The following is an 18,417-nucleotide window of genomic DNA, read 5'->3' on the forward strand; positions in this document are numbered from 1 at the left end:
CTTTTCTCCGGATTGCCCTCGTGCGGGCCGTATTTATTCCACCCCGGTATTATTCCTGTTCGAACGGAATGCGCAGGTGCACTGCCAACCCACCTTCAGGCCGGTTACAGAACCGGGTTTTCTGCTCTACACCGTACAGCGCTCGCAGGCGTTCGCAGGTATTGCGAATTCCCACACCGGCACCCTGGCCCAGGCCTGCGAGATCCTCCTCGCGCACCCCGGGGCCATTGTCACTGATCTCGACCAGCAGTTCGCCGGCGAATACGCGCGCTTTAATCGTGATCTCACCACCCCACTCCCGCTGGGAAATACCGTATTTGATGGCATTTTCCACAATTGGTTGCAGCAGCAGACTGGGTACCAGCGCCTGCGTTGCCTCGCCGTCCAGATCCACATTGATCTGCAGGCGATCCGCGAAGCGCACCTTCTCAATATCCAGATAGAGCATCAACGCTTCCACTTCTTTCGCCAGAGTCACCTTCTGCATCGGGTCGTTATCCAGCGAGTGGCGCAGGAACTGGGACAGCCGGGTGACCATGCTGTTTGCCGTTTTGCCGTCCTGATCCAGGATCAGGGTGGAAATCGCATTCAGGGTATTGAACAGGAAATGCGGGTTGAGCTGGTAGCGCAGCATCTTGAGCTGAGACTGGTGGGCGATAGACTCAGCTTTGAGCGCCTTCTCCTGCTGCTGCAGGGAAGTCTGATAGTACTTGATACCGTAGTAGAGAGCCGTCCAGGTCATGTATATCAGAAAAGAATACGAGAACCAGTAAACCGCCATCACCATGGGGTGTTCGTCACTGTCCTTGCCGTATAGCCACAGGGAGCCGCCAAACTTGATTGCCGCCCACAGGGCGGCCGCGATGATAATCACCCCCAGAGTGCCACTCAGGCGGGTTGCCGGCGGCTTGTCCCATAAACGCTGGAAACCGCGGCGCATCCCCTCGGAGAGGGCAATTCCAGACGCCGTGGCCACCGCCAGATAGCCGGTATACAGCCAGTGGTTCTCCACCCAGAAGAAGCCGCCAATAAACGTCAGCAGTGTGTAGCCGGCCCAGCCGCTGATTTGCAGCGCCCAGTACTGGTTGCGCTCGGTCGCCAGCCAGTCGGACAGCCAGTTGAAAACAGAAGTACCCATAAATCTCCAAAAGCGCGCACGTACGGCGCCAATCTGGGAAAATAGCCTAATTGACGCCGCCTGTGGGTGAAATACCACCAAACGCAGCAATCGGACGGACTGCCGCAGAATTCGCGGTATGGGGAGACAGAGCGATGAATTACTGGCTGTTCAAGTCGGAACCAGATGAATATAGCCTTGATGACCTGAAAAGCGAACCCGGTCACACCGGCCGTTGGGATGGTATCCGCAATTACCAGGCGCGCAACTTTCTGAGGGACAAGGTTGCAGAAGGCGACGGGGTGCTCTTCTATCATAGCGCTTGCAAGGTGCCGGCCATAGTCGGCACGGCGCAAGTGGTACGAGCCGCCTACCCGGATCCCGCTCAGTTCGATGCAGAGAGTAAATACTTCGACCCCAAGGCCACCGCAGACAAGCCGCGCTGGTTCTGTGTGGATATCCGCTGGCAGAGCGAATTTGCCCGCCCGCTGCCACTGAAAGAGATCAAGCAGAACCGGGCGCTGGCAGAGATGGTACTGGTGAGGCAGGGGCGGTTGTCGATTCAGCCAGTAAGCGAGAGCGAATGGCGACTGCTATTGAAACTCAGAGCCTAAACGACACCTTTGGTGCGCGCGATAAACAGGCTGAGTAGAGATAATACGGTCAGCACCACGAGAATAATGCCGAGCAACAGAAAAGGACGAAACGGTTTGCGCTCCACATCGTTGTGGCCACTTTTCAGGTAACGATCGACCTTGGCCTGGTCTTCGTCGGAGAGTTTTTTCGGCGGGATGGTGGTTTCGAAGTCTGGAGTGGGCGAATCGGAACTGGACATAGGTCACTCGGGATCTTTTTTATTGTGATGTCCCGAGTTTAGGAGATTCGCCGAAATGAAAAAAGCCCCGCGGGTGCGGGGCTTTGATCGTCCGAAGGACCTGGATCCCGGATCGAGTCCGGGATGACGAGGCAAAGCGGATTACGCCGAATCCCAGTCATGCCGGTACCGGATCGAGTCCGGCATGACAAAAACATCCGGCATCCAGCAACCGGGGTCAGAACAACTCTTCTTCCAGATCCATCAGGGTCTCACTACCGGCCAGCACGCTCGCCGCCAGTGCCTTGGTCTGCGGCAGCAGACGGGCGAAGAAGAAGCGCGCGGTCTTGATTTGGCTGCGATAGAAATCGTCGCTCTGCCCCACAGCAACGCTGGCGACCTTGGCCCACATATAGGCGTAGGCAACGAAGCCGAACTGGTGCAGATATTCCACCGAAGCCGCACCCGGTGCGTTGGGGTCGCTCTTGGCGGCTTCGATCACCGCGGCAGTCACGTCCTTCAGGCGTTGCAGCTCGGCCGCCAGCGGCACGATGAATTCAGACAGAGCATCGTTCGCGGCATTGGCGTCGATAAACTGCTGCACGTCGGCGGCGAACAGTTCGAAGAAGGCGCCGCCGTTGGCCACAGTCTTACGGCCGATCAGGTCCAGGGCCTGGATACCGTTGGTGCCTTCATAGATCTGGGTAATGCGCACGTCGCGCACCAGCTGCTCCTGGCCCCACTCGCGAATATAGCCGTGGCCGCCGAACACCTGCTGGCCGAGCACGGTGCAATCCAGGCCCTTGTCGGTAAAGAAGGCCTTGGCCACCGGAGTCAGCAGCGCCACCATCGCTTCCGCGTGCTGCTTCTCCTCACCTTCGCCGTATTTGGACAGATCCAGCCACTTGGCCACATAGGTAGATAGAGCACGAGCACCGCCGATATACGCCTTCTGGGTCAACAGCATACGGCGCACATCCGGGTGCACGATGATCGGGTCGGCAGCCTTCTCCGGCTGCTTGACGCCTTCCGGAGAACGGCTCTGTACGCGATCGCGGGCGTATTCGATAGCACTCTGATAGGAGCGCTCGGAAGCGCCGAGGCCCTGAATACCCACACCCAGGCGCTCGTAGTTCATCATGGTGAACATGGCGGCGAGGCCCTTGTTCACTTCACCCAGCAGCCAACCTTTGGCACCGTCGAAGTTCATCGCGCAGGTGGCAGACGCCTTGATCCCCATCTTGTGCTCGATGGAGCCACAGCTCACACCATTGCGCTCGCCCAGGCTGCCGTCTTCGTTCACCAGAATCTTCGGCACCAGGAACAGGGAGATCCCTTTCGGGCCCTTGGGCGCGTCTGGCAGTTTGGCCAGCACCAGGTGGATGATGTTTTCCGACAGGTCGTGGTCACCGCCGGTGATAAAAATCTTGCTGCCGGTAATACGGTAGCTGCCGTCGTCCTGAGGCTCCGCCTTGGTGCGGATGATGCCGAGGTCGGTACCGGCATGGGGCTCGGTCAGATCCATGGCCCCGGCCCAGGTACCCGCATACATGTTGGGGAGGTATTTTTCTTTCAACTCGTCGCTGCCGTGGGCATCGATGGCCAGGCAGGCGCCGTTGGTAAGTACCGGGTAGAGGGCGAAGGAGATGTTCGCCGAACACAACATTTCTTCCACCTGCGCACCCAGCATCTTGGGCATGCCCATACCGCCGAACTCCGGGTTACCCACCAGCGCACCCCAGCCGCCTTCGCAATAGGTGGCGTAGGCTTCCGGGAAGCCTTTCGGGGTGGTTACCACGCCGTCATTCCAGTGACAGCCTTCCTCATCACCGCTGCGGTTGAGCGGGTCCAGGGTATTGGCGGCCAGCTTGCCCATCTCTTCCAGAATGGCGTCGGCGGTTTCGCGGTCTGCGGTTTCCGCCAACGCAGGCAGGCGCGCCCACAATTTGTCCGCTTCGAATACCTCGTGCAGCAGGAAGTTCATCTCGCGCAGTGGCGCCTTGTAATCGGCCATGGTCTCGCCTCGCTGAATCGGTTTTGACTCGTTATCGGTATTTACGCAATGACTGATCGGACAGCTCATGAAGTCGATCAATCGATTGTTTCAAATATTTGTTTCAAACACATGTTTGAAATCTAGGGCCAAGCGCATCCCAAGTCAAGCCGAACGGGGGAGCCCGGCCTGTGCGAATCCGTCACCCCCCGGCCACAGCAGGGGGAGTTCACGAAGGGATTAGTTGGAAGAAGATAGCAGCGGGGAGAGGTCGAGGTGGGCGGCGCCATTGCGGTAGTCGCCAGATTCATCGAAGTCGAGTACTCCCAGGCAGGGGGCTGACAGTATGGCACCAAGTGTCATCAGGTTTTCCTGCGCGCGGGGCATTTCGGACTTGGGCGCGCGCGCAAAATTGGCCACCCAGCCGGCCAACTTGAGGCCGTCGCGATGAATAGCTTCGGCGGTCAGCAGCGCGTGGTTGATACACCCCAACTCCAGGCTCACCACCAGAACCACCGGCAGCTCCAGCTCCCGCGGCAGATCCGACAGGAACTGCCGCGGCGCCAATGGCACGCGCCACCCCCCCGCGCCCTCGACCAGCACCAGGTCGGTTTTAGTGCTCATTACCCCGCGACAGATGCCCACAAGACGCGATACATCCAGCCGTTTACCCGCTTCCATAGCGGCAATATGGGGAGCGATCGCCGGCTCCAGTGCAATGGGGTTGACCTGCCCGTAGGGCAACTCTTCGGTCATCGCTTCCATCAGCGTCAGCGCGTCACGATTGCGCAACCCGTCGGGGGTCTGCTCGCAGCCGGACGCCACCGGTTTCACCGCTGCGGTTTTCAGCCCCTGTGTGGCTGCGGCATGCAGTAACGCCGCACTTGTATAGGTCTTTCCGACTTCGGTATTGGTGCCGGTCACAAAAAACGTACGGGTCACGGAAACTTACCTCTCTTATAGAAATCTTTTATGTTGACGCCCCTTTAAACATGATCTACTTGCTGATAAATTGACCACGTAGAGCAGTAATCGTACAACCCACTTCGCCAAACATGGTTGGGGTTAGGATAATTGCCTAACGAAGACCCCCGCCTCTGGCATGGGGTGACAGCCTAGGACAGCGCTGTCATGACGCTATTGCGCCACCAAGTCGCACCGCGCAACCACATTGCTCAGCCACCGGCGGACTACTCCCGCCTGCACGCCGAGTCTCCCCGCAAACGGCAGGGATGTGGAAGTGCGAAAGTACGGAAGCTGATTTACAGCCCCGGAATGACATAACAAACAATGCCATTTATACCGACGAGAGCCATGCGATACCTGAAATTGAGTCTGATTGCCTTACTCCTGATTCCCACCCTGGCCATTGCCAAGATCAAGCCTGTGGATGAAGTGGTGGTCTACAAATCCAAACACCTGATGCAGCTGAAGCGCAACGGCAAGATTGTGAAGAGCTACAAGGTGGTATTCGGTAAAAATCCGGTGGGCCACAAACAGTACGAAGGTGACTCCCGCACCCCGGAAGGCCGCTATACGCTGAACTGGAAAAAGAAGAACAGCACCTATTACCGCGCGATCCAGGTGTCCTACCCCAATGCGCAGGACCGCGCCCGGGCAAAAAAATTGGGCCGCAGTCCCGGTGGTTCCATCATGATCCACGGCCAGAAGCCCCACTGGAAAGGCATCGAACAGTACCTGACCAAAATGAACTGGACCGACGGCTGTATTGCGGTAACCAACCCGGAAATGGACGAGATCTGGGCGATGGTGGATACCGGAACGCCGATCGAGATCTTTCCGTAAATTTCTCTGGCCACAGCGTAGAGAATCTTGAATTGAAGGCCGGGGGCTGGGGCAAGTTTTTCGAACCGTCGTCGCCATGGATAGCGGCGCCGGAGCGTACATGGATGTACTCGCAGCGATTCGAAAAACTTGCCCCAGCGCTCGGCCGCCACCGCGTCGGAGATCAGTGCTCCGAACCACCATCGTGGCAGCGAATCACTGGGTGAGGGTTTTCAGGACCGCTGTGAACCCATCCCTGGGCGCTTCGGCACAAACATCCTGTTTGTGACGATCCTGAAAACCCGCCCCCAGCAATTCACCTTAACTTTTGACTTCTGCGACTCGATCTTCAGTCTCAGTGCTCTTCCTGGTAATACTCTGGCGCCAGATCATCAAAGCGCGTGTACTTACCCACAAACGCCGCCCGGCAAGTACCAATCTCACCGTTACGCTGCTTACCGATAATCAGCTCCGCCAGGCCCTTATCCGGACTGTCCTCGTTGTAATACTCATCCCGGTAAATAAACAGAATCACATCCGCATCCTGCTCGATCGCCCCGGATTCCCGAAGGTCCGAGTTCATCGGCCGCTTGTTCGGGCGCTGCTCCACACCACGGTTCAACTGCGACAGCGCAATCACCGGGCACTCGTATTCCTTCGCCAACGCCTTCAAAGAGCGCGAAATCTCGGAGATTTCCTGAGTACGCCCCTCGGTACTGCCCTTCACCTGCATCAACTGCAGGTAATCCACCATCACCATCGCCGGCATCGCGCGGCGCTCTGCCTCCTCGCGGGACAACTTCGGGTCCGCCTGCATCAACTTGTTGGTATGGTCGCGCACCGTGCGTTTCACCCGCGCCCGCACCTCTGAAGGGGAAAGACCCGGGGTATCGTCGATATACAGCCCCTTGCCCTTCATCTTCTGCACCGCGCTGGACAGCTTTGGCCAGTCCTCTTCCTGCAACTTGCCGTTACGGATACGCCCTTGATCGATCTTGCCGATAGACGACAACATCCGCATTACCAGACTGTCAGAGGGCATCTCCATACTGAACACAAGGGTCGGCTTCTCCTGACTGAGCATTGCCGCTTCGACGAAGTTCAGTGCCAGCGCGGTCTTACCCATGGAGGGACGTGCGGCGAGGATGATGAGTTCACCGGGCTGCCAACCGGAAGTTCGCTGATCCAGCTCGGTGAGCCCGGTGCTGAGACCGGTGAGGTCGCCCTCGGATTTGAACAGTTCATCAATGCGCTCGACGGTTTTCTTCAGCAGCGTATCGACACCGACAAAGCCGCCCTCTTTGGCGCGGCCCTCGGCGATTTCCGCAACACGACGCTCGGCCATCTGCAGCAGGTCGGCGGAGCCTAAACCACCCGGATTGAAACTGGTGCGACTGATTTCACCGGCGGCGGCGATCAGCTGGCGCAGCATGGAGCGCTCGCGCACGATCTTGGCGTAGGCGACGATATTCGCAGCAGACGGGGTATTTTCGGCGAGTTCCGCGAGATACGCCGGGCCGCCCACATCCGCCAGCAGATCGCGGGTGGCAAGGCCCTCGGCGAGGGTGACGATATCCAGCGGCTGCTCGCCGCTGGACAGTTCCAGCATGACGCCAAAGATAATGCGGTGGCTGGCGACAAAGAAGTCTTCCGCACTCAGCTGCTCCGCCACCGCATCCAGGCGGCTGGCATCGAGCATCAGGCCACCCAGTACCGACTGTTCCGCCTCTACCGAGTGCGGCAGCGGCGAGCTGGCAGTGGTTTCCTGGGCTTCTTCTTCGTGGGGAGCGTATTCGTTCATCTTCGGCTTTATATTCGATGGCCCGGATAGGTCCCGCAGAACGGGCCCTTTTATCGGGCTAAAAACAAATCAGGCGCTGGACCCTCTGTGTCGACCGATTGATCGACAGAGAGAATCCAGCGCCTGATTGTAGCGCGGCTGGACCGGGAACGGGCAATCCCGTTTCCCACCCAGCGCACTAGGCGTTTCAGCGTCGGCAGAAGCTTATTCGGCTTCTACAACAACCTTAACGGTGCTGATCACGTCGGCGTGCAGCTGTACGTCTACGTCGTACTCGCCCACTTCGCGCAGTGCACCTTCCGGCAGTTTCACTTCCGCTTTGGCAACTTCAACGCCAGCAGCGGTGATTGCTTCAGCGATGTCGCGTGTGCCGATGGAGCCGAACAGCTTGCCTTCGTCACCAGCATTGGCAGCGATGGTCACAACCAGGTCAGCCAGTTTGGCAGCGCGGCTTTCAGCTTCGCTTACTTTCGCAGCGGCAGCTGCTTCCAGTTCAGCGCGCTTGGCTTCGAACTCAGCAACGTTTGCTGCGTTGGCCAGTACGGCTTTACCGGTAGGCAGCAGGAAGTTGCGGCCGAAACCGGCTTTGACTTCAACGCGGTCGCCCACGTTGCCCAGTTTGCCTACTTTGTCGAGCAGAATAACTTCCATCTCGGAACCCTCAGTTTCAGTTCTTGTGCGCCGCTCAGCGTTTATTGCTTGAGCGCGCGCGAATATCAATCCAGCTATCGATCAGGGCCAGTCCACACAGGAAACCAGCCAACGGCAGCGCCGCGATCACCAACATAACGTACATGGCGATCAGTGGACCGCGCCCCCAGCCCTTCTGGGCTACCAGCCAGTGGATCAGGCAGATGCCCGCCACCATGATGGGGAAAGCGGCTACCGCGCCCCAGAACACAAAGTGTTCGCTGACGAGGCAGTAAATCCACAACAGCATACCGGCCGCGGCAATCGGCAGGGGCATTCGCAGCCCGTGCATCTCTTCCCGCAAACCCCCGGGGTTGTACAACAGTGCCTGCCACCAGCGACCGAGCAACAGTGACAGCATGGCGCTGATCAACGATACCCAGGTCAGGTAGCCGGTGGCCTGCGCTTCGCTGGCAAATGCCTTGCTCAGCTGCTGGGCCTCTGGGGTACTGGCGCCGCCAGCGGCCTCATTGACCGCAGCGATCAGGTTCCCCAGCACACCCCCGGTCACCTGCGAGGTAACCAGGATGCCCGCTGCCGTTACGGCGGTGAGCGCCACCAGCGCCCAATTCCAGGTGCGGGTAGTACGCAGCACCATTGCGCCGGCCAGCACCCCCACAAAGTGGGTAATGGCCATGCCCGCCATCAGTGGCGACATATAGCCGGCACCAGCGGCGGCGACAATCGGCAACAGCGCCCAGGCCAGAACAAACAGGCCGTCGCTATTACCGCGGCGCAACCCCACCAGTGCGAGCACCGCGGGGCTGATCAACGGGATACCCACCAGGGTGAGGATCACCGCACGCACGCGCGATCGCATGGCAAATTCAGCGATGGCGCGCACTAAATAGCTTCTCTTTTACAACGATTCGTACGAAGCAAAGCGCAGCTTAGGCTTCGTGGCTGTCCGTGTACGGCAGCAGCGCGATGTAACGCGCGCGCTTGACCGCGGTGGCCAGCTGACGCTGATACTTGGCTTTGGTGCCAGTGATACGGCTCGGTACGATTTTGCCAGTTTCAGAAACGTAGGCTTTCAGGGTATCGAGATCTTTGTAGTCGATACGCTTGACGCCTTCGGCGGTGAAACGGCAGAACTTACGACGACGGAAAAAACGTGCCATCTGACTATCCCCTTACTCTTCGTCTTCAGTGGTGTCGGAAGACGCAGCTTCCTCGGCGCCTTCGGAAGAAGAATCTTCACGTTCGGTGCGCTCGCGACGCTCAGAGCGTTCTGCGCGCGCAGCTTTGCGCTCGCGGGACTCTTTCTCGGCCTTCATGATCGGGCTTTCTTCGGTGATGGCTTCGTCTTCACGGATCACCAGATTGCGCAGCACGGCATCGTTGTACTTGAAGTTGGTGGTCAGTTCGGCCAGCGCTTCTTCAGTACACTCAACATTCATCAGAATGTAGTGAGCCTTGTGGATCTTGTTGATCGGGTAAGCCAGACGGCGGCGGCCCCAGTCTTCCAGACGGTGAACGTCGCCACCGCTTTCTTTGATGGTCGCAGTGTAACGCTCGACCATGCCGGCGACCTGCTCGCTCTGGTCCGGGTGAACCAGGAATACAATTTCGTAATGACGCATTTTAGCTCCTTACGGGTTAACACAGCCTCCCGGCTTGCCACGGTATCAGGACCGCCGCCGCCCAGTGAGGCAAGGAGTACGCAACAGCTGACCGAACGGGGCTATCGCGGGCGGCGTATTCTATGCGCCCATGGAAGTGGTTGCAAGTTGAACAATGGGTTGGCCGCCGCGGGCTGACCACGGACGCTGGTAAGTGGCCACTCACTCAGAGGTCTGAGTCGCCCCACCGGTAAACCAGAGCGGCCGAATCGGTCAACGGACCCAGGTAAGGTTTGACTAAAGTGGGGACTTCGCTCCACCAGCTCACAACCAATCCCAATATCACGCCCATCCGCCGGAGGTAGGCAAGCCCGGTCATCTACAGTCGCAGGTCCACCCGCTCCAGCTTCGTGGATTCACCGTGCCCTTGAATCTTCGCCTTCACCCGGCTCCTCCCGGTGGTAAATCCCACTACAGCCCCCTGACACTGGTCGCACCGGCACTCGGGGGGGGCCGGGAAGCGGACACGCTGATGTGTGATTGGGGGAGCGGCATATTGAAAGGGCGCTTTGCCCCGGAGGGCAGTATTCCCACTGCAGCCCCGCTACCCTAACGGCCGCTGCTGTGCATCTCCGGCGACCCGTTTGCCCCGATCAACGCCACGCGCCGCCTGGCACAACTGGTGCACGGCGAGGTGCGCGAAATTGCGCCGACATTCCCACAGGGCAATCCTCACCTGAGCTGGATAAAGTAGCCGAGCCGGTTGTAAAAATAATTGAAAATTGGCTTGAGGGGATTGGGCGCCAGAACGTTATACAGACATAAGCCGCGGCAACGACCAAGGCACTAGCCAAGAAGCGAACCAAGAATAAATACCCAGAATCGATACCCAGTGACAATAACAATAATCTCCAGGGACCGAAGAATAACAAACGGGATAACACCGTAGGGGGGCCCTCAAGCCCCTCCATTTTTTGCCTTTCTCTTTTCCCCTCACCCGATCAAAACACGTAACTGACCCCGAGACCGAAGCGCTGGGTGAGGCGGTAGCTGCTGTATTGTTACCCCGCAGGGATCCCAGCAGAGCACCCAAATCCCCCATACCGCCGCTGGCTCCCCCGGGTAAGATGCCATGCATTTCCACGCTGATGGGCCCACTCTTGCGCGTCTCCCCAGCACCTGCCCGCCCAAAGGGCAAGGCATAAAAAAGCCGACTGGAACATCCAGCCGGCTCTTATATACCGGATTGAACGACCCGACCTGGCGGCTTAGCCTGACCGCTGGCGCACCGCTTCAAACAGGCACACACCGGTGGCCACCGAAACATTCAGACTGCTGACCTCACCGGCCATGGGGATCTTGATCAGATGATCGCAATTTTCCCTGGTCAGACGGCGCAGGCCCGGACCCTCTGCACCCATCACCAGCGCCACTGGTCCGGTAAGGGATGACTGATACAGATCCTGATCGGCCTCGCCAGCCGCACCGAAAATCCACACGCCCGCCTGTTGCAGCATTTGCAAAGTGCGCGCCAGATTAGTGACCGTGACAAACGGCAATACCTCAGCGGCACCACAGGCAACCTTGCGCGCGGTGGGCGTCAGGCCTGCGGCTTTGTCCTTGGGTGCAATCACCGCGTGTACGCCGGCGGCCTCCGCCGAGCGCAGACAGGCTCCGAGGTTGTGTGGGTCGGTCACACCATCGAGGATCAGCAGGAAAGGTGCCTCACCCTTGCCATCCAGCTCTTTGAGCAGCGACTTCAGGAATTGCTCGTCATAGACCCGGGTGTCACCAGCGCAGATGGCCAGGGCACCCTGATGATTGCCGTCGTCGCCGACCTTTTCATCCAGCGCCTTGCGGTCGACATAGCGAATGGTGATCTCGTTCTGCTCCGCCTGGCGGATGATCTTCTGCAGTTTCTGGTCGCGGCGCCCGCGCAAGAGCAGCAATTCCTGCACCTGCTGGGGCGAGCTCTTCAACAGGGCCTGCACCGCGTGCAAGCCGTATACCAATTGTTGTGTCACCGCTTATTTTTCCCGTCCGACTTCTTCGCCAGTTTTTTCTTGAGCTTTTTCTTTGCAGCCTTTTTCGCCGCGCGGTTTTTGGCTTCCGCTTTATCGGCCTTCTGCGCGGCCTTGCGCGCGGCGACCGCCGGGCGCTTGCCACCTTTTCTCGGCGGTGTTTTCTTCGGCTTGCGTTTTCTCGGTGCACCCTCTTCGCCGACGGCATCTTCACCGGCCGGATTCTCATCTTCCAGTTCGGACGGGCGTTCTTTGGAGGGCGGCACCACTTCTGCGGTATCGCTACCTACCTTGCGCTTGCGAATCGGGCGCGGTTCGTCTGCGCCATCCTCCGCAGCCTTTTTCTTCAGGCCACCACCCCAGGGATTGGCCTTCTGCTCCTCCGAACTGAAATCGGATTTGCCCCGGCGCTTGCGCTCCTGCTGGAACTCCACCGCCATTTCCATGGCGCGGCCGCTGACCTGGGTTGATTCCTCGCCGGCGCGGGATTTTTTCGCGGGCTTTTCTTTCACCGACTCTTGCGTTTGCGCGTCGGGGGCAGTGCTCTGGGTACTACTGGCACTCATGGATGTCTTTTCTCTCTTGCTGTCGCCTTTTCCGGCGGACTTTTTTTCGGCTTTAGGCTTTCGGTATTTCGGGGTCTGGTAACTGGGGCGCGGGTGCAAATCCACAAAGGTGAAATCCACCTTGCGCTCTTCCAGATCCACCCGCGCCACCTGCACGGTGACCCCATCACCCAGGTGGAAACGGGTACCGGCGCGTTCGCCGACCAGGCGCTGCTGCGCTTGCTCAAAGTGGTAGTAATCCTTGGGCAGTGCGGTGACGTGAATCAAGCCTTCCACGTAGAGGTCGTCCAACTCCACAAAAAGCCCAAACCCGGTCACCGCGCTGATCACACCGCGATATACCTCGCCCACATGATCCTGTAGATATTCGCACTTGAGCCAGCTGACAACGTCGCGGGTGGCGTCGTCGGCGCGCCGCTCGGTCATGGAGCAGTGCTCACCCAGCTCCACCATGGCAACGGTGCTGTAGGGCAGAATTTCTTCTCGCTCCAACGCGCGGGCACCGGGTGCCTGACGCACCTTTTTTGCGACCGCTGGCGGATTGGCGCTGCCGTTGCGGATCAGCCAGCGCAGTCCGCGATGCAACAACAGGTCCGGATAGCGGCGAATCGGCGAAGTGAAATGGGCATAGGCACGGTAATCCAGGCCGAAGTGGCCGCGGTTTTCCGGCTGGTACACCGCCTGGTTCATAGAGCGCAACAGCATGGTTTGGATGATGTGAAAATCCGGACGCCCTTCGACCTGCGAGAGCAAAGCCTGGTAATCACTCGGCTGCGGCTCACTGCCACCTTCAAGACGCAGACCCAGTTCGCCCAGGTATTCACGCAGGTTCTCCAGACGTTCGGCCTTGGGAATATCGTGCACCCGGTACAGGGCCGGAAGCTCCGCCAGCTCCATTAGCTCCGCCGCACACACGTTGGCGGCAAGCATGCACTCCTCGATCATCTTGTGCGCGTCGTTGCGCTGCACCGGCACAATGCGCTCGATCTTGCGCGCGGCGTCAAAAATAATCCGCGTTTCGGTAGTCTCGAAGTCGATGGCGCCGCGGCGGTCGCGGGCTCCACGCAGGGCGGTGTACAGATCGTGCAGGTTGTCGATGTGCGGCGTCAGCGCAGCAAACTGCTTGCGAATACCGCTGTTGCGATCGTCCCGCTCGGCAACGATTTCCCCCACCTGGGTATAGGTGAAGCGCGCGTGGCTGCGCATCACGCCCTCCAGGAACTGGTAGCTCTGGATATTGCCGGACTGGTCGATATGCATTTCGCACACCATACACAGGCGATCCACTTCCGGGTTCAGGGAGCAGAGGCCGTTTGAGAGCTTCTCCGGCAACATCGGTACGACAAAATCCGGGAAGTACACGGAGTTGCCACGCTGGTGCGCCTCCACATCCAGCGGCGTATTTACCTGCACGTAGTGGGATACGTCGGCAATGGCCACCAGCAGCTTCCAGTTACCGTCCGGCAGCACTTCGCAGAATACCGCGTCATCAAAGTCCCGCGCGTCTTCACCGTCAATGGTGACCAGCGGCAGCTGGCGCAGGTCGATGCGCGCGGTCTTGTCTTCTTCCAGTACCTCGTCGGCGATGCCCTCCACCTGCGCGAGCACCGCAGCGGGCCAGGTGTGGGGAATTCCGTAGTTGCGGATGGCGACATCAATCTCCATACCCGGCGCCAAGTGATCACCGAGCACTTCCACCACTTCACCCTGGGGCAGATTATTGCGACCGGGTTGAGTGGTGATATCCACCACCACATACTGGCCGCTCTGGGCATCGGCACACTTGCCTTCGGGCACCAGTACGTCGAGGGTGAGGCGGGGATTGTCCGGCCGCACAAAACAGATGCCGTCTTCGCGATATAGGCGTCCGGCCAGCTGCTGGGTATTGTGTTTGATCACCCGCACCACCGCGCCTTCGCGCTTACCGCGGAAGCCGCCGGGGGTTTCCCGCACCAGCACCTCGTCGCCATCGAAAACCTTGCGCATCTGGCGGTGGGACAGGAACAGGTCGTCGCTGCCATCGCCGGGGGAGACAAAGCCAAAGCCATCCCGGTGACCGATCACGCGGCCACGCACCAGGCTCATTTTGTCAAGCACGCCGAAGTCCCCGGCACGATTGCTGGCGATCTGACCGTCACGGCTCATGGCGATCAGGCGACGGCGCACGCCCTCGCGGCGGTCTTCGTCATCGATGGACAGAAGATCGGCCACCGCCTCCCAGGCTACCGGGCCCGGTTGCTGTTCCAGCAGGTCGAGCAGAAACTCGCGACTGGGAACGGGTTTTTCGTACTTCTCCGCCTCGTGCTCGGCGTGAGGGTCTTTTTCAGTGGCGGAGGGGTTGTCTTTTTCCTGATTCAAAACTGCTTCCATTGTTCTGCAATTGACCGCGCGGTCCGCGCAGCCCCGGGGTTCGTCCGGCGCAGGGGGTGTGAATGGGTGCAACGGTCAGGCCCGGGCTATTTGGGTTGGCAAAAGCCGGGGCGAGCGGTTGGAGTGGCGAGTGCCAGAAGTGGCTTTGGCCACTGGTTTTGTTGCACATTGACGCGAGTATAAGCGATTTACGACCTGATTCCCGCGTTGATTTACGCTTTGCGCCCAGGAAAGGCACGGAAAAGACACGCAAGCTGTTGATTGGCTGACAAAATTTGACAACAACTGCGCCCTAAAAGCGTTGACACCCCCGGGGGGAATCACTATAGTGCGCGTCCTCAACGGAGCACACCGTTGAATTGCCCAGGTGGCGGAATTGGTAGACGCGCTAGCTTCAGGTGCTAGTGGCCTTACGGTCGTGGAAGTTCAAGTCTTCTCCTGGGCACCATCTTTAAAAAAGGGGCCGACTCGCAAGAGTCGGCCCCTTTTTGTTTTCTCGCGCCTCAAAGCCTGACAACCCACTTACCAAGTCTTGTGGCGGTGCCGCCAACTGGCAGGCCCTTGCAAGACACGCCGTAAACCCGTCCCTGGGGGCTCTGCTCCGCCATCCTTGGCGGTGAAGGTCTTGCAAGGGCCTGCCAGCCGTCGCCACCTTCAGTCGAACCCAAATAAAGCTCGAAAAGGTAAGGCGCGAAAAAATCGCTACAGCAATTTAGCCAGTGTTGCGCATTCCCGCCGCAATACCCGCAATCGTCACCATCAAAGCGCTTTCCAGCACCGGATCTTCCTCGCGGGTACGCAGGCGTGCCATCAGTTCCGCCTGCAGCAGGTGCAGGGGATCGGTGTATGGATCGCGCACGCGGATGGACCAGCGCATTACCGGGTTGTTATCCAGCAGGCTTTCACGTCCGGTCAGCTCGCTCAGTGCGGCGACGGTGCGAGCGAGGCGGCTGCGCAGTTCGACGCCCAGGCGCTGCAGTTCGGCATCGTCCGTGAGGCGCTCTTCGTACCAGAGGGCGACGCGGGGGTCGGATTTGGCCAATACCATTTCCAGCATATCCACCACGGTCTGGAAGAAGGGCCACTGCTCACTCATGGCGCGCAGGGTGTCCGGGGCATTTTCCAGGCCGGTCTCCAGTGCCGCGCCAGTGCCGAGCCAGGCGGGCAGCATCAGGCGCATCTGGGTCCAGGCGAATACCCACGGAATGGCGCGCAGGGTTTCCACACCACCACCGGGCTTGCGGCGCGCGGGACGGCTGCCGAGGGCCAGACGGCTCAGTTCGGTTTCCGGGGTGACGGTGCGCAAGTATGACACCAGTGCCGGGTCATCCCGCACCACTTCGCGGTAGGCGCGCACGGAGGCCTGGGTCAGGCGATCCATTTCTGCGCGCCACTCCGGACGCGGCTCCGCCGGTGGCAACAGAGTCGCCTCCAGGGTCGCAGCGATGTACTGCTCCAGGTTGTAGGCGGCCACGGAGGGGCGGCCGTATTTGAAGCGGATCATTTCGCCCTGCTCGGTCACACGAATGCGGCCGGCCACAGAGCCCGGAGGCTGGGACATCAACGCCATGCGGGTGGGCGAGCCACCGCGGGAGATGGAGCCACCGCGGCCGTGGAACAGGGTCAGCGGTATACCGTGCTCTTTGAAGATGCCGGTCAGTGCCTCTTGGGCGCGGAACTGGGCCCAGGCGGCGCCGAGGAAACCGGCATCCTTGGCGGAGTCGGAGTAGCCAATCATCACCTCCTGACCACCCTTGACCCGCTCGCGGTAGAAGGGGATTTCCAGCAGCGCGCTCATGGTATCGAAGGCGTTGTTCAGGTCGTCCAGAGTCTCGAACAACGGCACCACGCGCATGGGCTCACGCACACCGGCAATTTTCTGCAGCAGCATCACCGCCAGCACATCGGACGAAGTGCGGGCCATGGAGATCACGTAGGCACCGAGACCTTCCGGACCCTGCTCGGCGATCACCTTGCAGGTATCCAGCACTTCGCGCACTTCGTCGGTACAGAATTCGCTGCGATAGAAGGCGCCGTTGATCAGCGGACGACGGCTTTCCAGCTCCGCCAGCAGGAACTTCTGCTTCACCTTTTCGCCCCACTCGGCGTAGCTGCCGAGGTCCAGGAAGCGGGTGATGGCGTCGATCACCATGGCGTGGCGGGTGGACTCCTGGCGGATATCCAACTTCAGCAGGGTGATCCCGAAACCGTTGAGGCGACGCAGCGTATCTTTCAACTGGCCGTCGGCGATTGCGGCTAGGCCTACTTCGCGCAGGGAACGGTCAATCAGACTCAATTCCTGGTACAGCTCGCTGCCGGTGGTGTACACCGCTCCTTCCGGCTCGGCAGCCCCGTTTACACGAGCTTCCATCAGTGCGCGGGTGTTACGCAGTCGATCTCGCAGCTCCCGCAGCAGCAGGCGATAGGGTTCCTGACTGGGGCCGGTGCGGGCCAGCAGCTCGTCGCTGGCGCGGTGCATCGACAGATCGGCAAGTAGGTTTTCCACATCCCGCAGATACAGGTCGGCGGCCATCCAGCGGGCCAGGGTCAGCACCTGACGGGTCACCTTGGCGGTCACATTCGGGTTGCCGTCGCGGTCGCCCCCCATCCATGAGGCAAAGCGGATCGGCACCCAGTCCGCCGGCAGCGGATCCAACCCCGCCAGTGCCAGCTCGCTCTCTATCTCGCGCATGCCCTGGGGCACCGCTTCCCACAGAGACTGCTCAATGGTGGCAAAACCCCACTTGGCCTCGTCGACCGGGGTCGGGCGCTCGCGGCGGATTTCATCGGTACACCAGGCAGACAGGATCTGCTCGCGCAACAGGCGCCGCAGGCGCTCCGCCTCTTCCGGGGTGCAGTCCGGACGATCAAGACCGGTCAGCAGGTCGGCCATCTGGTCGTATTTGCGGATCAGGGTTCGGCGGGTGACCTCGGTGGGATGAGCGGTGAGTACCAGCTCCACAGAGAGATCGGAGAGCACCTGACGAATCTCTGCCGGATCCACCTTGGCCTTTTTCAGCTCTTCCAGTACCTGACGCAGGCCACGGTCGGTATCCGGATCACCCGGGAAGCGTTCGTGCTGTCGGCGCAGGCGCTCGCGGTGGCGCTGCTCGGCGATATTTGCCAGATTCAGGAACTGACTGAAGGCGCGCGCCACCTCCAGGAGTGTCGCGTCATCTAACGGGTCCAACAGCTCCCGTAGTTTACCTACAGGCATCTCACCGTGACCACGACTCTCCACCGCGACCTGGCGAATAGTCTCCACGGTATCGAACAATGCGTCACCGGCCTGCCCGCGCAATACGGTTCCAAGCTCTTCGCCCAACAGGCGAACATCTTCCCTCAAGGGTGCATTCTGATCTTGATCCACGGATATATTCCCCCCTCTGGATTACTTATGGGCGCCATTTTCACATATTTCCGGCCCGATTTTGATGCCCGCAACCGGATTCCTGTAAAAAAACTACAAAAATATTGCTTATAAAACAAGCGACCACGGTAATTTACGGTGCGGACTCTCCAGCGGTTTTATCAGTCACATTGGACAATTGACACGCCGCTGAAAATGGCTATAGTGCGCAACCTCAACAGCGCACAGCGCTGCTTGCCCAGGTGGCGGAATTGGTAGACGCGCTAGCTTCAGGTGCTAGTGGCCTTACGGTCGTGGAAGTTCAAGTCTTCTCCTGGGCACCATCTTT

The 18,417-nt window shown here is 59.7% G+C and carries 14 protein-coding genes and 2 tRNA genes; 4 read left to right on the forward strand and 12 right to left on the reverse strand.

From position 1 onward, the window contains the following. Positions 1–49 precede the first annotated feature (49 nt). A complete protein-coding gene (locus AAFH99_RS01295; protein WP_051687230.1) occupies positions 50–1,138 on the reverse strand; it encodes a sensor histidine kinase in 1,089 nt (362 codons plus the stop codon). 134 nt (positions 1,139–1,272) lie between these two features. On the opposite strand from AAFH99_RS01295, the gene AAFH99_RS01300 reads away from it, so the two are divergent. Next, positions 1,273–1,731: an EVE domain-containing protein gene (locus AAFH99_RS01300; RefSeq protein WP_406828451.1), complete on the forward strand. Its 459-nt coding sequence runs from the start codon at positions 1,273–1,275 to the stop codon at positions 1,729–1,731. On the opposite strand, the gene AAFH99_RS01305 is transcribed toward AAFH99_RS01300, so the two are convergent. The 3 genes from AAFH99_RS01305 to bioD all read right to left on the reverse strand — a co-directional run bounded on the left by AAFH99_RS01305 (position 1,728) and on the right by bioD (position 4,866). Continuing rightward, complete coding sequence (locus tag AAFH99_RS01305) at positions 1,728–1,952, reverse strand: DUF3094 family protein (RefSeq protein ID WP_043319654.1); 225 nt, start codon at positions 1,950–1,952, stop codon at positions 1,728–1,730. The two genes, AAFH99_RS01300 and AAFH99_RS01305, sit on opposite strands and share 4 nt — an antisense overlap. A 217-nt stretch (positions 1,953–2,169) precedes the next feature. Then, positions 2,170–3,945: an acyl-CoA dehydrogenase C-terminal domain-containing protein gene (locus AAFH99_RS01310; protein WP_406828452.1), complete on the reverse strand. Its 1,776-nt coding sequence runs from the start codon at positions 3,943–3,945 to the stop codon at positions 2,170–2,172. A gap of 219 nt (positions 3,946–4,164) precedes the next feature. Further along, on the reverse strand, positions 4,165–4,866 hold the full coding sequence (bioD, locus tag AAFH99_RS01315) for a dethiobiotin synthase (RefSeq protein ID WP_406828453.1): 702 nt from the start codon (positions 4,864–4,866) through the stop codon (positions 4,165–4,167). 372 nt (positions 4,867–5,238) lie between these two features. Here bioD and AAFH99_RS01320 point away from each other — a divergent pair, with 372 nt between their 5' ends. Continuing rightward, positions 5,239–5,730, forward strand: coding sequence for a murein L,D-transpeptidase family protein (locus AAFH99_RS01320; protein ID WP_043319657.1), 492 nt, complete (start codon positions 5,239–5,241; stop codon positions 5,728–5,730). A 334-nt stretch (positions 5,731–6,064) separates the two neighbouring features. Here the strand turns inward: AAFH99_RS01320 and dnaB are convergent, their stop codons facing one another. The 7 genes from dnaB to rnr form a co-directional block, all read right to left on the reverse strand. Then, the gene (dnaB, locus tag AAFH99_RS01325) at positions 6,065–7,510 is read right to left on the reverse strand and encodes a replicative DNA helicase (RefSeq protein ID WP_043319658.1); all 1,446 of its coding nucleotides are present in this window, start codon (positions 7,508–7,510) and stop codon (positions 6,065–6,067) included. A 204-nt stretch (positions 7,511–7,714) separates the two neighbouring features. Further along, a complete protein-coding gene (gene rplI, locus AAFH99_RS01330; protein WP_043319659.1) occupies positions 7,715–8,161 on the reverse strand; it encodes a 50S ribosomal protein L9 in 447 nt (148 codons plus the stop codon). Between the two features lie 34 nt (positions 8,162–8,195). Next, a complete protein-coding gene (locus AAFH99_RS01335; RefSeq protein WP_043319660.1) occupies positions 8,196–9,044 on the reverse strand; it encodes a hypothetical protein in 849 nt (282 codons plus the stop codon). 46 nt (positions 9,045–9,090) lie between these two features. After that, positions 9,091–9,321, reverse strand: a complete 231-nt coding sequence (gene rpsR / locus AAFH99_RS01340) for a 30S ribosomal protein S18 (RefSeq protein WP_010133305.1) — start codon at positions 9,319–9,321, stop codon at positions 9,091–9,093. Positions 9,322–9,333: 12 nt separating this feature from the next. Further along, the gene (gene rpsF / locus AAFH99_RS01345; RefSeq protein WP_043319661.1) at positions 9,334–9,783 is read right to left on the reverse strand and encodes a 30S ribosomal protein S6; all 450 of its coding nucleotides are present in this window, start codon (positions 9,781–9,783) and stop codon (positions 9,334–9,336) included. A 1,247-nt stretch (positions 9,784–11,030) separates the two neighbouring features. Next, positions 11,031–11,786 carry a 23S rRNA (guanosine(2251)-2'-O)-methyltransferase RlmB gene (gene rlmB, locus AAFH99_RS01350; protein WP_043319662.1) on the reverse strand — a complete coding sequence of 252 codons (756 nt, stop codon included), beginning with the start codon at positions 11,784–11,786 and terminating at the stop codon, positions 11,031–11,033. Further along, positions 11,783–14,719 carry a ribonuclease R gene (rnr, locus tag AAFH99_RS01355; protein ID WP_406828454.1) on the reverse strand — a complete coding sequence of 979 codons (2,937 nt, stop codon included), beginning with the start codon at positions 14,717–14,719 and terminating at the stop codon, positions 11,783–11,785. The genes rlmB and rnr overlap by 4 nt, the downstream gene beginning before the upstream one ends. Before the next feature lie 361 nt (positions 14,720–15,080). Between rnr and AAFH99_RS01360 the strand changes: the two genes are divergently transcribed. After that, positions 15,081–15,167: transfer RNA gene (locus tag AAFH99_RS01360), tRNA-Leu, on the forward strand. A gap of 264 nt (positions 15,168–15,431) precedes the next feature. Here AAFH99_RS01360 and ppc read toward each other — a convergent pair. Then, positions 15,432–18,089, reverse strand: a complete 2,658-nt coding sequence (ppc, locus tag AAFH99_RS01365; RefSeq protein ID WP_406828455.1) for a phosphoenolpyruvate carboxylase — start codon at positions 18,087–18,089, stop codon at positions 15,432–15,434. Positions 18,090–18,325: 236 nt separating this feature from the next. Here ppc and AAFH99_RS01370 point away from each other — a divergent pair. Then, positions 18,326–18,412, forward strand: a tRNA-Leu gene (locus AAFH99_RS01370). The last annotated feature ends 5 nt before the right edge of the window (positions 18,413–18,417 follow it).

The organism is Microbulbifer sp. ARAS458-1, from assembly GCF_045348205.1.
Lineage (GTDB): Bacteria > Pseudomonadota > Gammaproteobacteria > Pseudomonadales > Cellvibrionaceae > Microbulbifer.